The organism is Risungbinella massiliensis, from assembly GCF_000942395.1.
Taxonomy (GTDB): Bacteria; Bacillota; Bacilli; order Thermoactinomycetales; family Thermoactinomycetaceae; genus Risungbinella; species Risungbinella massiliensis.
This window is the reverse complement of record NZ_LN812102.1, coordinates 688,570-703,483: the sequence shown is the minus strand read 5'-3', so window position 1 is coordinate 703,483 and position 14,914 is coordinate 688,570. Positions and strand designations below refer to the sequence as shown.

Sequence of the window (14,914 nt, the reverse complement as noted above, 5' to 3'; positions counted from 1 at the left end):
GCATGGATATGTATCAGAAAATAAGAGAAATGTATGAAAAGAGGCGCAAGATTGAATTAGGTGGAGGAGATCGTAGGCGCAAAGCCCAGCATGAACGAGGGAAGTTGACTGCACGAGAACGGATTGATCTCCTATTAGATGAGGATACTTTTGTGGAACTAAATCCTTTTCTAGAGCATCGGGTAGGGGATTTTGGGATGGATCAAATGGAGGCACCAGGAGAGGGGGTTGTAACAGGGTATGGTAAAATCGATGGCCGAATTATTTATCTATTCGCCCATGATTTTACGGTGTTTGGTGGCGCTCTAGGGGAGATGCATGCCCAAAAGATCGCTCGTATGATGGATCTTGCTGCAAAGAATGGTGCTCCGATCATTGGACTAAATGATTCAGGAGGTGCCCGAATCCAAGAAGGTGTACTTTCATTAGATGGATATGGTCATGTATTTTATCGCAATAGTATCTATTCAGGGGTAGTTCCACAGATATCGGCTATCATGGGACCTTGTGCAGGAGGGGCAGTTTATTCACCTGCATTGACAGACTTTGTTTTCATGGTGGAGAAAACAAGTCAGATGTTTATTACGGGACCGAAGGTAATCGAAACCGTTACCAAAGAACAGATTGGGGCAGAAGAGCTAGGAGGTGCTCAAGTCCATGCAAGTCTAAGTGGCAATGCTCATTTTACTGCTCCGACAGAAGAAGAAGTGTTGCTTGGGATTCGCCGATTACTCTCCTTCTTGCCGTCCCATACAGGGGAAGTGCCACCTAAATACCCATTTACGGAAGAAGATTGTTGGATAGAGGAACTTGCGGAGATCGTGCCAGTAGAAGGTACTAAGGTCTATGATGTACGTAAAGTGATTCATCAGTTAGTAGATCAGGGAGATTTTCTAGAGGTACAAAACCAATTTGCACGTAATGTAGTCGTCGGATTCGCACGGATCGGGGGAAATTCCGTCGGGATTGTCGCTAATCAACCAAAGGTAATGGCAGGGAGTTTAGACTTAGATGCAGGAGATAAGATTAGTCGGTTTGTTCGGTTCTGCGATTGTTTTCAAATTCCGCTCTTGACGATGGTCGATGTGACGGGATTTTTCCCGGGTGTCCAGCAGGAACATCAAGGGATTATTCGTCATGGAGCCAAAATCTTATATGCTTACTCAGAAGCGACTGTTCCCAAGATTACGTTGATCCTGCGCAAAGCTTTTGGTGGAGCTTATGTGGCACTCAATAGCAAAGCGATCGGAGCAGATCTTGTCTTTGCTTGGCCTTCTGCTGAAGTGGCTGTGATGGGGCCAGAGGGCGCTGCCAATATTATCTTTTCGCGCGATATCAAAGGCAGTGATCAGCCAGAGGAGATGAGACGCGCCAAAATTCAAGAATACCGAGAAAAATTTGCCAACCCATACATTGCAGCGAAATATGGCATGGTTGATGATGTGATAGACCCACGAGAGACCAAAATAAAGTTAATCCAAGCTTTGGAAATGTTGCATAGTAAACAAGAAACGAGACCAGTAAAAAAGCACGGAAACATTCCGTTGTAATATTTTTCTACAATGAATGTTATCCCATATTTTGCATATTTGCCAAACCTCACATGGCAATCGCCAAACCATGGTGGTACAATAGTCTGCATATCCTGATCCTGACAGATAGGAGGGACTATGGTCCCATGGTAAATGAACAACGAATTGTAGAAGAATTTATGCAGCTTGTACAGGTAGACAGCGAAACAGGAAACGAACGTGCCATTTGTGATGTGTTAAAAAACAAATTTCAACAGCTCGGCCTTGAGGTAATCGAGGACGGCTCCCAACCATACACGAAATATGGTGCAGGAAACTTAGTAGCAACCCTTCAGGGGAATGTTGCGAATGCTCCTACCATCTATTTTACTTGCCATATGGATACCGTAACTCCTGGAAAAGGGATTAAACCCTTCATTCAGGGTGAGCGGATTGTAAGTGATGGCACCACCATCTTAGGCAGTGATGACAAAGCAGGACTTGCTGCTCTACTGGAAGGAATTAGGCTCCTACAAGAGCAGAATATTCCACATGGAACGCTCCAATTTGTGATCACCATCGGGGAGGAATCTGGACTGGTTGGCTCTCGTCACATTGACCGCTCTTTGATCAAAGCAGAGTATGGTTTTGCTCTTGATTCCGATGGACCGGTAGGGGAGATCATCGTTGGAGCTCCTTCACAAATAAAGTTACATAGTGTGATTCGTGGTAAATCTGCTCATGCAGGGGTTAGTCCAGAAAAAGGAATTAGTGCCATTCAAGTGGCAAGTAAAGCAGTTGCCAATATGCCTCTTGGTCGGATTGATTTTGAGACTACTGCCAATATCGGAAGCTTTGCTGGTGGAAAAGCAACCAATATCGTTCCAGATTATGTAGAAGTAATCGCGGAAGCACGTAGTCGAAATGAGGATAAATTGGCAAAGCAAGTAGAGAAGATGATCACAGCATTTCAACTTGCTGCTGAAAAACATGGTGCCCAAGCAGAAGTCGAGACAGAGACTCTCTATCCCGCTTTCCAATATGATGAAAATGATATTGTCGTGCAAAAAGCGCTTGCCGCAGTAAAACGGGTTGGACGCGAAGCAAACATTGGAGAGAGTGGCGGCGGAAGCGATGCCAACGTATTCAATGGCTATGGCATCCCAACGATAAATCTCGGAATTGGCTATGAAAATATCCATACTACTGATGAAGCGATGCCCATCCCAGAATTGCTCAAAGCCGCAGAGCTGGTAGTAGCACTTGCTCAAGAATGTACGAAAAAATAGAGTCTAATAACAACAAAAGCTCTTACTTCACGTTACAATACGTGTTAGTAAGAGCTTTATATAGCATTAGGGAAACAAATACTTAGTTGGATCCAAAACTAGTAAACCAGATAGTTTGTCCATCAAGTGGAATTCAGAGTTTGCAATACAAATATGGCAACTTGAACAGCAATAATATTTCTTTGGATTTGGTGCATTTCATGCTTAGAAGGCGCTAGTATAGGCAGGTAGATTTTCTCAAATGTGAAAGAGTTTGAACGCTCCCCCACTACGCTAATGCTAAGAGGTGGGGGATTCTTGGGTAATCCTATCTACCGATAGGAAATGCACCAAGCTCAAACCGTAGTTCCTACGGCAAGAATTCTTAGCCCTTCTTATATTCTGAGCAGCATTAAGGTCTCGATCATGTTCTGTCCGACACTCAGGGCATATCCAACTTCGAAGATTTAGGTTTTTCACCTCTTTATTTTGATAGGCACAAGCCGAACAAAGCTGACTAGATGGAAACGTTTTACCTATTTTCACGATGGTTCTTCCGAACCACTTTGCCTTATAGGTCAGCATGGTGACAAACTCCGACCAAGAAGCATCCGTAATGGACTTTGTTAGAGAATGATTTTTCACCATGTTTTTAACTTGCAGATCTTCCAAGCAAATCGTTTGGTTTTCACGGATGAGCTTAGTAGAAAGTTGTTGGAGAAAATCATGTCTCGCATGCACGATCTTCTCATGGATTTTGGCGACTCGGATTCGTGCTTTGTTCCAGTTGAACCCCCTTTAGTACGTCTTGACATGGTTCTTTGGGATTTCGCTAGCTTCTGTTCATATTGTCGAAAATACCGAGGAGCTGGATCTTTTGTTCCGTTGGAACAAACTGCAAAATCTTTCAGTCCCAAATCAATCCCAATCGCTTGGTCAGGGTCTACTGGATGGTAAGGGTATTGGTGTAATTCACAAAGAACGGAAACAAAATATGTAGGGTTTTTACGAATGGTAGCAGAAAGGATTTTCCCTTCTACTTCTCGAGACTTAGCAAACGTTACCCAGCCTAGCTTTGGAAGTTTGACTTGGTTCCCCGACACTTCAATACTTGGATTGCTCTTCTTAGGATAATTGGATTGACTGGTATAAGACTGTACTGGATTCCGTTTGCTTTTCCATCGTGGCAGGTCATTTTGTTTTTGGAAAAAACGACGAAAAGATCTGCTAAATTCTTTAAGGAGTTTTGGAGAGAAGTGGAATCTACTTCTCGTAACCATTCCCTTTCTTTTTTGAGTTGTGTTAACAAACGAGAACAAGTAGGATAGGTGAGTCCTTTCTTCGTTTCCCGATAGGCTTCTTGCCATTTGGTTAAGAAATAGTTAAAAACAAAGCGACTACAGCCGATCGATTGATTTATCAATCGTGCCTGTTCCATAGTAGGATCGATCCGGAACTGAAATGCCTTATACATTTGGTTTCACCTCCCTCCGAATAGCTGAAAGTATTTTACAACTTTTTAGAATAATGTCAATGTCATTCGGGAGGATCAAGAAATTCATGAAGGAAAAAGCACCGAAATGGGTCGGATTTGCGAGAGGGTAGAAACCCTCCCTCGTCCGACGCTCATCTCCCACTTTCGCTATGCTTAGAAGTGGGAGTATTCTCCGCTATAATAGATAAAAATTAGGAGCTGCCAAACCCAATTTTCCTCTTATCCGTATCTGAATAAACCACTGACTCAAATGCTTTCTCAATATCGACTGCTTCTACTGATTCATAATCCTTTGAATTGGTTTCATATATTCGTTTATTTTGTTGAATGCGGATATTTTCGACTAAGTTTCTAACAAAACGGCCGTTCCCCTCTACTGTTCGGTTAGAGGATGCCCGTTTTTGGAAGTATTGAGAAATCAATTTCTCCTTTTCTCCACTTAGTAAGAGATGATTCTTTTTTAACAAGTTCATGGTCATCTCTACAATTTCCTCGATCGAGTAATCCGGAAAATGGAAACGGTATGGTACTCTCGAACGAAAACCGGGGTTTGTGTCCAGCAATTTATCCATTAAATCTTTATATCCCGCTAGAATAATGACCACTTCATCTCGCTTGTTTTCCATTTCTTTAATTAGTTCATTGATTGCTTCTTGTCCAAAATCATCTTGAGCAAGCGAATAGGCTTCATCAATGAATAAAACTCCACCTTTGGCACGATTTACTGCGTCTCGAACTTTAGGGGCAGTTTGTCCTAAGTATTTTGCTACTAAATCGCTTCTACTTACTTCGATTAAGTGTCCATTAGATAACCAGCCAATCGATCTTAGGAATTTGGCGATAATTCTAGCTATGGTTGTTTTTCCTGTGCCTGGAGAACCATAAAAGACCATGTGAATATTGGGTCTTTCAACAAAGTATCCTTTTTCTCTCTTTTTATTTTCGATGTTTAAGAACTTCATTAAATCAAAAACTCGATCCTTTACCTCTGTTAGACCAACCATACTAAGTAATTCGTTTTGCGCCTGATCTTGAAGGGAATCTAGTCTTGATTGTTCACTTGTTTCGTAGACCAATCCTAAAGCTGCTTTGAGGTCGATCTCTTTAATTTGATTTAGGGCCTCTTCTTGATCAGAATCAGCAATGCGAACTAATAAGTTCTCAATGATTTTCTCGGAAAATGTTTCGACCCACCTTGCGTTACCTTTTACAATTCCATCGTGAGACATGGTGGAGATACTTTTTTCCAACGAGTCTTGGATCAGTGATGTTTCATAACCTTTGACTTCGAGCCGTCGTTTCGCTATTTCTGCAAGTTCGCTTGGGGTAAAATCTCTGAAATGAAACCAATGAGAAATTCGAGATTGTAACCCAGGGTTGGCATCTAATAGCTCATCTAATTGAGCCTGTTGTCCTTCCAAAATAACAATAAAGTTACCTTGTTCTTCATCCATTCTCTTTACTATATAATTTAGAATCTCTTGCTCTGTTTCATCCTCGGTATTTTTATTTCTCAAGGTGTAAGCATTTTTGATAAATAAGATACCACCTAATGCGTCATCTATCTTGGCTTTGGTTTTTTCCATAGTGTGAGATATGGGATAACCGACTAAATCACCTCTGGTTACCTCTATCACTTTTTCATGTTTTAAATAACCTGACCGACTGAGTAGTTTTGCTATGATATTGGCAACTGCAGTTTTTCCTGTTCCTTCGGGACCAGAAAATACCATGTGCATCGTTGGGGTTGAAGGGGGAATGAGTCCAAGTGATAGTAATTTCTGTTCGCCTTTTATTTTCTTAATGAACCGATTGACTTGATCTTTGAGTTCCGATAATCCTACTAATTGATTTAGCTCTGCATCAATATCATCAAAATTGATTTTTGCTAGATCGACTGTTTTTTTAGTATCAGATTTAGATTGACTAATCGGAGGAAATGGTGATCCCTCTAAAATAGCGTTTTTGATAGATTTCAAAAACTCCCATGTTTCGAATTTGGCGAGCGTGATGGTGCTTTCCCAATCCGCAAAATCATTGATATAATCACAAACCATTCTTGCGATCTCTAAGTCTGGAACATGAAGTAATCTATTTCCTAGTTTGATTAAACGGATATCATAGATGGATTCTTGTTTATTATGTTTCCCTACTGGAGTTAGAGATTTAAATACGCATAATTTTGGGGTAAGTAATAGGGAAGGCATCACACCACCGCCCCATGGAGGAGAAAATTCAATAAAAGGACCATCTACCTCTGGGCCAAATGGGCTACTATCAATAAATCCGTCCTCATCTAACAAGGAGCCATACTCGTCTTTCTTCTGTTGGTAACTCTCTTGAAGTCTTATGTACTCTTGATGATTCTCTAACTCTTGGAGAGTTTGAATTTGATATTTGTCTACCATTTCGTTTAATTTTTTTACCAAATCATCTGCCCATTCTTGATAAAGACAATAGAATAGTAATTTATCATCACCATAAACGGTAGGTAAAGAATTATATATATGGTGTTTTTCTATTCTGATATTCATTCCGATGCTATCTCCTCTCCTATCAAATTTCTTTCTATATTAGAAGCAATGATCATAATCTTGGTAAAAATATGTTAGAGACAACCCTTTTCGCAGCATGTTCAGGACTGTTCCGAAGTATGTAATCATTATAGTCTAAAGGATGCGATATTTTCATTCAATTTGGGCCAGTATTGGCTACTTCATCACAGTTTACGTAATCAAGGATTCTAGCGCATGATCAATCGCTTAAACTCAACAAAAAACTCTTACTTCACATTACTAAGTGTGAGTAGGAGTTTTTTGTTGAACAAATATAAGTTGAGAGGGTAATAAAGTCAAGTAAAATCACTGATGAAAAGTATTAGGTAGTGATGAAGCCGATCTCTTTCTTTTGGGTCTCTTTCGAGACCATCGAATCAAATGCTGTCCGAATATCGATAGCTTCTATTGTTACAAAATCCTCTGAGCCTGTTTCAAAGATTCGCTTATTTTGTTGAATACGAATATTCTCGACTAAATTTCAAATGAAGCGCCCATTTCCCTCTATTTTCCCACCAGAAGAGGAACATTTTTGGAGGAGTTGTGAGATTAGTTGCTCATTTTCTGCATTAAGTAAGAGGTGATTTTTCTTAAGTGAATTAGTTAGGATGGTAAAAATCTCTTCGTGAGAGTAATCATGAAAATGAAAGCGATAGGGGATCCGGGATCGGAAACCAGGGTTTGTGTCCATTAGTTTATCGATGTGATCTTTGTATCCGGCCAAAATAATAACTAATTCATCCCGCTTATCTTCCATTTCTTTGATTAATTCATTGACTGCTTCTTGTCCAAATTTATCTTGGGCAAGGGAGTATGCTTCATCAATAAATAAAATACCTCCCCTTGCGCGATTCACTGCATCACGGACTTTGGGAGCAGTTTGACCTAAGTATTCACCAACAAGATCGCTTCGACTCACTTCGATTAAGTGCCCGTTGGATAACCACCCAATTGACCTGAGAATTTTCGCGATAATTCTAGCTACCGTAGTCTTTCCAGTACCTGGAGATCCATCAAAGATCATATGGATATTTGGCCGATCGACGATAAATCCTTTTTCCCGCTTTTTGTGTTCAATACTCAAAAACTTCATCAAATCTGACATACTATTTTTTACTTTATTTAGACCTACCATGCTATTAAGTTCCTTTAGAGATTGATCTCGGAGTGTATCCAATCGCGATTGTTCACTCGTTTCATAGACTAATCCGAGTGCTTGTTTGAGATCAATCTGTTTGATTTGATTTAGTGGTTCTTCTTGGTCATGATCGGCGATGCGAATCATTAAGTTCTCGATGATCTTCTCGGTGAACGTCTCGACCCATCTTGCATTGCCTTCTACGACTCCATTATTGGAAATGAGGGAGATACTCTCTTCTAGTGTATCTTTGATTTGGGATGAATCGTAACCTTGGCTCTCTAACTTGCGAATTCCTATTTCTGCGAGTTCACTTGGAGTGAAATCTTTAAAGTGAAATGAATAGGAGATGCGAGATTTTAACCCTCCATGTGCAGCTAATAGTTGATCCATATTGGATTTATTTCCTTCCAAAATGACTACTAGATTCCCTTTTTCTTCATCCATTTTTCTTGATAAATATTCCAGAATCGCCTTCTCTGTCTCGCTTGAATTTCGATTACCCAATGTGTCCGCATTCTCAATAAAGAAGATACCTCCCAGTGAATCCTCTATTTTCTTTTTCGTTTTTTCCATAGAGGTAGTTAGGGAATTGCCAATTAGATCACTCCGAGTAACTTCGACCACTTTTTCACTGTTTAAATAACCTGAACGATAGAGTAACTTTGCCATGATTTTGGTTACTTCACTTTTTCCTGTCCCTTCATCTCCTGAAAATACCATGTGCATGGATGGTTTTTGAGAAAGAACAAGTCCCATGGACAGTAATTTTTGTTCACCCTTTAGTTTCTTGATAAAACGATTCACTTGATCTTTTAGATCATGTAACCCAACTAAATTGTTTAATTCGGTATGGATATCATCAAAACTGACTGATTTGGCTCCGATTTTTCGGAGAGATTCCGTTATAGGTGGGAAGGGCTTCCCGTCTATAATAGATTGTAGTATTTGATCTAAAAATGCTAGGATTTCACGATGTGTACCCTTGTTTTCACCCCAATCGGTTAAGTCAGAAACGTAATTGCATACCATTTTTGCAATTTCTAAGTTTGGAACTCTAAGTAACCATGTTGCTCTTGATATTCTGTCTATGGAATAAATAGGTTCCGTCTTGTTATGTTCCCCTGTTTTGGTAAAAAGTTTGATCACACATAATCCTGGAGCAAGCAAAAGGGCAGATCGGATCGTTCTGCCATTACTTTTATTTTTAGAACTATACTGAATAATGGGTACATCTACATCGTCACCGAATGGGCTATTATCGTAAGTAGAGCTTCCACTTAATAAAGTGTGATACTCCTTTTTCTTTAATTGATAATTCTCTTTTAGACTTTTATACTCTGCACTTTCTTCTAACTCGAAAACGGTTTTGATATGATATTTCTCCACAATTGCTCTTGTTTGATTCAACAACTCTTCAGCCCAGTCTCGGTAGAAGCAATAAAATAAAACGGAATCATCACACTTAACTATAGGAAAAGATTCATAGATATGATGTTGTTCTATTCTGATATTCATGGCTTGTTTCCAATTCCTTTCATTCAATGACTTCCGCTATAAAGCAATATGTAATTTTTTCTATTATTCCACTAGTTAGATAATAGGCTAGATAAAGGAACAATCCTTTCTTTGAAGTGAGTTCAGGATTGTTCTTAATGGTTTTATTTCTGTGGATGCTGATCCTCATTGAATTGTTCCAACAAAGCTCTGCGAGCTTTTACTTCTTCCAAAGCTCGAATCTTACTTAACACACGCCGCTTACGATAGAGCATTTGTCCAGCTTCTGCTACTTCATCTACAGTAAAGCGGTTAATGATCGCTCCAAATAAGATACCTATTACCGGAACGATCTGGAATAATTTTTTCCACCCATAGTTGTCGCGATAGGTCATGATTACTTCTCGCCAGCCTTGCAGACGAGAGATGGATTCGGATGCTTCTTCTGTAGATCCGGTCAGTTCTTTTAGAATAGATTGTTTTCCGTTATAGTCACTAGAGGAAAATTGGAGGCATTTCACGATAAAGATTCGTTCTGCTTGATCTGTAGGATCGTATCCATAGGTTATGGCCATTTCTTGTAGAACTTTCAACGATAGTCCTAGTAATACTGGGATATCGACAGCTAATGTAAAGATTCCACCAAATCCAGTGGTAGCGCCTTGTAGAGTAGCGATTTGTTTGCGTGATTTCTTGTATTCTTCTGAGAGTTCGTTCATCGTTGCAAGAGGCAAGTCTCGTACTTTTTCGATCGTTAGTTTCTCGGGATAATCTGACTTCTCTTGCAGACGATCCAATACGTCTTGATGTTTGATGAGATATTGTCCGCCTGTCTGGATATAGCTCCCTAGTTCGTCTAGGAATTTTCCAAGATATTCATGAACGATTTTGGGAGTAATCTTATCTAATAGCTGAAAGGGAATACGACCTAGTTTCTCCCAAAACCACATATCTGCTTGGTCTTTTTCCCATTCATGGATCTTATGTAATTCTTGTTGATAATAACTTAGATCCTCAATTGGTTTACGTTGAGTCAGTGGTGTTCGCCCCCTATTATGTTCTACTTTTAATTTAACAAAGTTTAAACAAGAAGTCCCCCAGCTTACAAAGTAAGGGATAAATTGTTTAGGTAGTTCTCATTTTGTTCACAAAAAAGACTGCTCGTGTATCCTAGAACAGTCTGAGTTATTTTTTACATACTCTCCGCGAATCCTGACTTAGAACATCCTCGTCACCGACTTAACCATGCCCTGATAAACCCGTTTTTTTATGAATTGTAATAGATTACTTTTTTCATTTTTTCTTTCCACCGTCTAAGACAGCTAGTCGTACTTGGGGAATTTGCCGTTTGTGAAGCCAATCAACTAATTTTTCTTCCGAACCGATCTCTTTTAATTTTTGCTTCACTTCCCATGCCTTTCCTGTCATGCGCAATCCGTGCTCGGAAGTCTCGATTCTCATCTGTTTTCCTCCTAGATCTATCCGTAATAGAGTTTCTTCCTCCAAGGTACGCCAAGATAGCAGACTCTATACCCGATCGTGGTAGAATAGAAGAAAAGAGTGAGAGAGGAAGCGATTTGTTTGCGTAATCTGACTGAGAAAACGAAGAAATCTGAACCAATCTATAAAGGAAAGATTATTACGTTACAGCTAGATGAGGTAGAACTACCTAATGGCAATACATCTTATCGGGAAATTGTAAGACATCCAGGTGCCGTTGCTGTTATTGCAATTACCGATGAGAACAAGATATTGATGGTTCGTCAATTTCGCAAAGCACTTGAAAAAACCATCTATGAAATCCCAGCCGGAAAACGGGATCAGGGGGAAGAACCAGAACTCACTGCCAAACGCGAATTAGAAGAAGAAACAGGATATGTAGCGAACAAATGGACTCATTTGGTTTCCTTTTATACTTCTCCAGGGTTTGCGGATGAGTATCTACATCTATACATAGCGGAAGAACTTGCAATGGGGGGCAATCTCCAATTGGATGAGGATGAATTTGTTGAGCTCTTTGCGTTTACCCTAGAAGAGTGTAAAGAGTTAATCCAAAAGGGGGACATCTGTGATGCCAAGACAGTAGCAGCTATCTATCATTGGGAGCTGCAACAAATTCGCGCATCTAAATGATATGACGAACATCCTAGTACCAGCTGATCTGCATATTCACATTGGAAGTACGATATCTGGTAAACCCGTTAAAATTACGGCAAGTCGGCAGATGACCTTCTCTTCTGTTTTACATGAGTCTTGTGTACGAAAAGGTTTGGGAATGATTGGATTGATTGATGCACATGTACCAGAAGTTCAGCAAGAGATTGCGGAAGGTCTGCAAAAAGGTATATTTCAGGAGCAGAGCGGTGGAGGAATTCGGTATCAAGAAACCACTTGTTTACTGGGAGTAGAACTAGAACTAATGGTCCAAAGGGGATTGGCTCACTTTTTGGTCTATCTGCCCGACCTGACGCAGATGCGTAGCTTTACACAGTGGCTTTGTCTTTATATGAAGAATATCCATCTTAGCACACAGCGGCTCTATCAGACGCCAGATCAACTCTTGTCCAAAGTAGAAGAATTAGGAGGTCTGTTGATCCCAGCACATGTATTTACCCCTTTTCGCAGTCTGTTTGGGAGTGCAGCGGATCACCTATCGGATGTATTACCAGTAAATCGGATTATGGGAATAGAGCTAGGACTAAGCTCCGATACTGCGATGGCAGATCAAATATCTGAGTTGCAGGATCACACCTTTTTGACCAACTCGGATGCTCATTCGATTGGCAAGATTGCTAGAGAATATCAGATTCTGGAGTTACCAGAAGCTAGCTTTTCAGAATTTACTTCGGTTCTTCGACAGGAAAATGGACGGAAAGTAGTAGCAAATTACGGATTCCATCCTAAACTAGGGAAATATTATGGCTCTGTCTGCTTGAATTGTGGAATGCCTTGGATAAAAGGAGCAGTACAGTGCAAGACATGTAAAAGTAAACGAAGAGTAAAGGGAGTTTCAGAGCGGATCAATGAAATTGCCGATCAAATGAGTAAATCGCCTGTGCATCGCCCTCCCTACATACACCAAGTCCCGCTTGCTATGTTACCTGGTATCGGACCCAAAACATTGGATCGCTTACTAGAAAAAGTAGGGACAGAAATGTATTTATTGCATCAGGCAACAGAACAGGAACTGACGGATGCAAGTAATTCAAAGGTTGCTCAGACTATTATTCGGGCAAGGAGTGGTCAGCTGACAATTCAGGAAGGTGGGGGAGGCATCTACGGAAAAGCCCACTAGACCGATATCAAAAAATGAATATGTAGCACCGCTTAAGAGATACTCCTAAGCGGTGCTTATTTTTAGTTAACAAAACATTTACAACAAACATTTATTTGACTAGTTGAATAATTATATCGATGTGATATCATAAAGATAACGAATTGAAAGGGGATATGTTCATGGAAATATTTCAAAATGTAGAAGAAAAAAAGGCATTTCGCCTAAATGGTTTTTTTATGCTACTTCTTCATCTCCTTCTCTTTCTTATCGCAACAGTTTGTATCGTAACGAATCCGATATTAGGTGCACCACTCTTTTTCTTAGGATTTATTTTCTTTGCGGGGTATATCGTAAATCAACCTAATGAAGCGCGTGTCCTTACTTTCTTCGGAAAGTATACAGGGGTCGTTCGTACGGCTGGTTTTCACTGGGTGAATCCTTTTACTTCAAAGAAAAAAGCGTCTCTACGTGTCCGTAACTTTGACACCAACCGAATCAAAGTGAATGATGCGGATGGGAATCCGATTGAGATCGGTGCAGTTGTTGTTTGGCGCGTGACCGACTCTGCGAAAGCTCTCTTGAGTGTAGAAAATTTTGAGACCTTTATTGGTGTACAGAGTGAGACAGCATTGCGTATGATGGCAAGCCGTTATCCTTATGGAAACCATGAAGGGGCTCCATCGCTACAAAGTCATCCAGAGGAGATTTCACAAGTATTACAAGAAGAACTGCAAGATCGTCTAAAAGACGCTGGTTTGGAAATCATTGAAACTCGAATTAGCCATTTAGCATATGCTCAGGAGATTGCTCAAGCAATGCTTCGACGTCAACAAGCACAAGCAGTAGTAGCCGCCCGTCAACAAATAGTAGAAGGGGCAGTCGGCATGGTGGAATTGGCGTTGGAACGCCTAACAGCCAAAGGAGTAAACTTAGATGAAGAACGAAAAGCAGCTATGGCAAATAATTTGATGGTTGCACTCGTCTCGGAAGGTCAAACAACTCCTGTAATCAATACCGGCTCTCTCTATTAATGAGCTCCAAAAAACGCTTTCTCCTGCGATTAGATCCCAATCTGTATGAAGCGATTGAAAAATGGGCGGCAGATGAATTTCGCAGTGTGAATGCGCAGATCGAATTTCTTCTTCGGCAGGCAGTGCAAAAAGAGAAGCGCATGCCAAAAAAAAATAGAGATAATAGTCCAGAATAGAAGAATTCACTATTAAAGAGACAACTTAAACACCGCTTCCTGGGAAATTTCGGGAGCGGTTTTACTTATAAAGGAAATTGATTGTGCCTTTTCACAAAAATAGAGTCGTTTTTTTGACAAACTGAGTTAGAATTCTTTCATTCTTGTATTTTTTATTAGATTTTTATTTTTTATAAATTAAGTACAAAATTTTTATTCCTTATTGAAATTATATATCCAAACAATGATATAATGTAAGTATTCTGTGAATTATTAAGAGAGACACTATTGTTTTAAGAGGTGAGGAGATGGATTACCGCTCACAACCTCAACAGACCTCCATTACTGGAACGAAATACACTCTATACTCTTGGGTGATATTTCTTCTTCCATTTCTAGCAGGTGTGACGTTGACGACTGTATTTCGATTTTCTCTTTTCTGGGCTGTTGTACTAATTGGACTAACGATGTTTGTTTTGATTAATAATATTGTGGTTGTTTTGTACAAACTGTACTTACGCCCAGCGAGTCGTCTTGCGATCATTGCACAGATTTACATAGCTTGCCTCTTTGGATTGATGCTATTAGGTAAGGCGTATAATCAATGGTGGTTGTATTTGCTCTTGGTCCTTATTTTCCTCCTTAATACATTACTCGGCCTCTTGTACCGTAAACAGATCTTTTCCGTCGGGTACTTTTCCCGTCTGGTTCTGCTTACAACTACCATGTTTCCCACAGGATTTGCAATGTGGGTTTATTATGGGACAGATTGGTCGTCTACCATTGGAGCCCCAGGTCTAATTGGATCCATTGCTGCCGGTTTTTGCTATGTAAATGGAGTGGTAGTGGAGACCATGTTGCGAAATGATTAAAGTGGTACCTTATGAAAAATACACGACGGAAATTTTCTCCGTCGTGTATTTTTTCACAAAAGGGTCATGCAATTCGGCATAAAGGTGGCACATAATAGCTAGATTTCGAGATAAT

The 14,914-nt window shown here is 40.1% G+C and carries 11 protein-coding genes and 1 pseudogene; 7 read left to right on the top strand and 5 right to left on the bottom strand.

Going from position 1 to position 14,914, the window contains the following annotated elements; genetic code table 11:
• Nucleotides 1-2: 2 nt before the first annotated feature.
• Both VJ09_RS03985 and VJ09_RS03980 read left to right on the top strand, forming a co-directional pair.
• A complete protein-coding gene (locus VJ09_RS03985) occupies nucleotides 3-1,550 on the top strand; it encodes an acyl-CoA carboxylase subunit beta (RefSeq protein WP_044640342.1) in 1,548 nt (515 codons plus the stop codon).
• A gap of 128 nt (nucleotides 1,551-1,678) precedes the next feature.
• On the top strand, nucleotides 1,679-2,800 hold the full coding sequence (locus VJ09_RS03980; protein WP_044640341.1) for a M20/M25/M40 family metallo-hydrolase: 1,122 nt from the start codon (nucleotides 1,679-1,681) through the stop codon (nucleotides 2,798-2,800).
• A gap of 279 nt (nucleotides 2,801-3,079) precedes the next feature.
• Here the strand turns inward: VJ09_RS03980 and tnpB are convergent.
• The 5 genes and pseudogenes from tnpB to mciZ all read right to left on the bottom strand — a co-directional run bounded on the left by tnpB (nucleotide 3,080) and on the right by mciZ (nucleotide 10,925).
• Nucleotides 3,080-4,253 (bottom strand): annotated as a pseudogene (gene tnpB, locus VJ09_RS17450) (IS200/IS605 family element RNA-guided endonuclease TnpB).
• Between the two features lie 212 nt (nucleotides 4,254-4,465).
• The gene (locus VJ09_RS17445; protein WP_052807205.1) at nucleotides 4,466-6,808 is read right to left on the bottom strand and encodes an AAA family ATPase; all 2,343 of its coding nucleotides are present in this window, start codon (nucleotides 6,806-6,808) and stop codon (nucleotides 4,466-4,468) included.
• Nucleotides 6,809-7,310: 502 nt separating this feature from the next.
• Complete coding sequence (locus VJ09_RS03960; protein WP_044640339.1) at nucleotides 7,311-9,485, bottom strand: AAA family ATPase; 2,175 nt, start codon at nucleotides 9,483-9,485, stop codon at nucleotides 7,311-7,313.
• Between the two features lie 143 nt (nucleotides 9,486-9,628).
• The gene (locus tag VJ09_RS03955; RefSeq protein ID WP_044640338.1) at nucleotides 9,629-10,483 is read right to left on the bottom strand and encodes an EcsC family protein; all 855 of its coding nucleotides are present in this window, start codon (nucleotides 10,481-10,483) and stop codon (nucleotides 9,629-9,631) included.
• 274 nt (nucleotides 10,484-10,757) lie between these two features.
• Nucleotides 10,758-10,925, bottom strand: coding sequence for a Z-ring formation inhibitor MciZ (mciZ, locus tag VJ09_RS17975; RefSeq protein WP_082050394.1), 168 nt, complete (start codon nucleotides 10,923-10,925; stop codon nucleotides 10,758-10,760).
• Nucleotides 10,926-11,045: 120 nt separating this feature from the next.
• Between mciZ and VJ09_RS03950 the strand changes: the two genes are divergently transcribed.
• From VJ09_RS03950 to VJ09_RS03930, 5 genes are all read left to right on the top strand, one after another.
• Nucleotides 11,046-11,597: an NUDIX hydrolase gene (locus VJ09_RS03950; protein WP_044640337.1), complete on the top strand. Its 552-nt coding sequence runs from the start codon at nucleotides 11,046-11,048 to the stop codon at nucleotides 11,595-11,597.
• Nucleotide 11,598: 1 nt separating this feature from the next.
• Nucleotides 11,599-12,759 (top strand): endonuclease Q family protein, encoded by a 1,161-nt coding sequence (locus VJ09_RS03945; protein WP_044640336.1) that lies wholly within the window; start codon nucleotides 11,599-11,601, stop codon nucleotides 12,757-12,759.
• A 161-nt stretch (nucleotides 12,760-12,920) separates the two neighbouring features.
• On the top strand, nucleotides 12,921-13,772 hold the full coding sequence (locus VJ09_RS03940; protein ID WP_044640335.1) for an SPFH domain-containing protein: 852 nt from the start codon (nucleotides 12,921-12,923) through the stop codon (nucleotides 13,770-13,772).
• Complete coding sequence (locus VJ09_RS17970; protein ID WP_044640334.1) at nucleotides 13,772-13,948, top strand: type II toxin-antitoxin system antitoxin; 177 nt, start codon at nucleotides 13,772-13,774, stop codon at nucleotides 13,946-13,948. The genes VJ09_RS03940 and VJ09_RS17970 overlap by 1 nt, the downstream gene beginning before the upstream one ends.
• A 287-nt stretch (nucleotides 13,949-14,235) precedes the next feature.
• Nucleotides 14,236-14,799: a hypothetical protein gene (locus tag VJ09_RS03930; protein WP_044640333.1), complete on the top strand. Its 564-nt coding sequence runs from the start codon at nucleotides 14,236-14,238 to the stop codon at nucleotides 14,797-14,799.
• The last annotated feature ends 115 nt before the right edge of the window (nucleotides 14,800-14,914 follow it).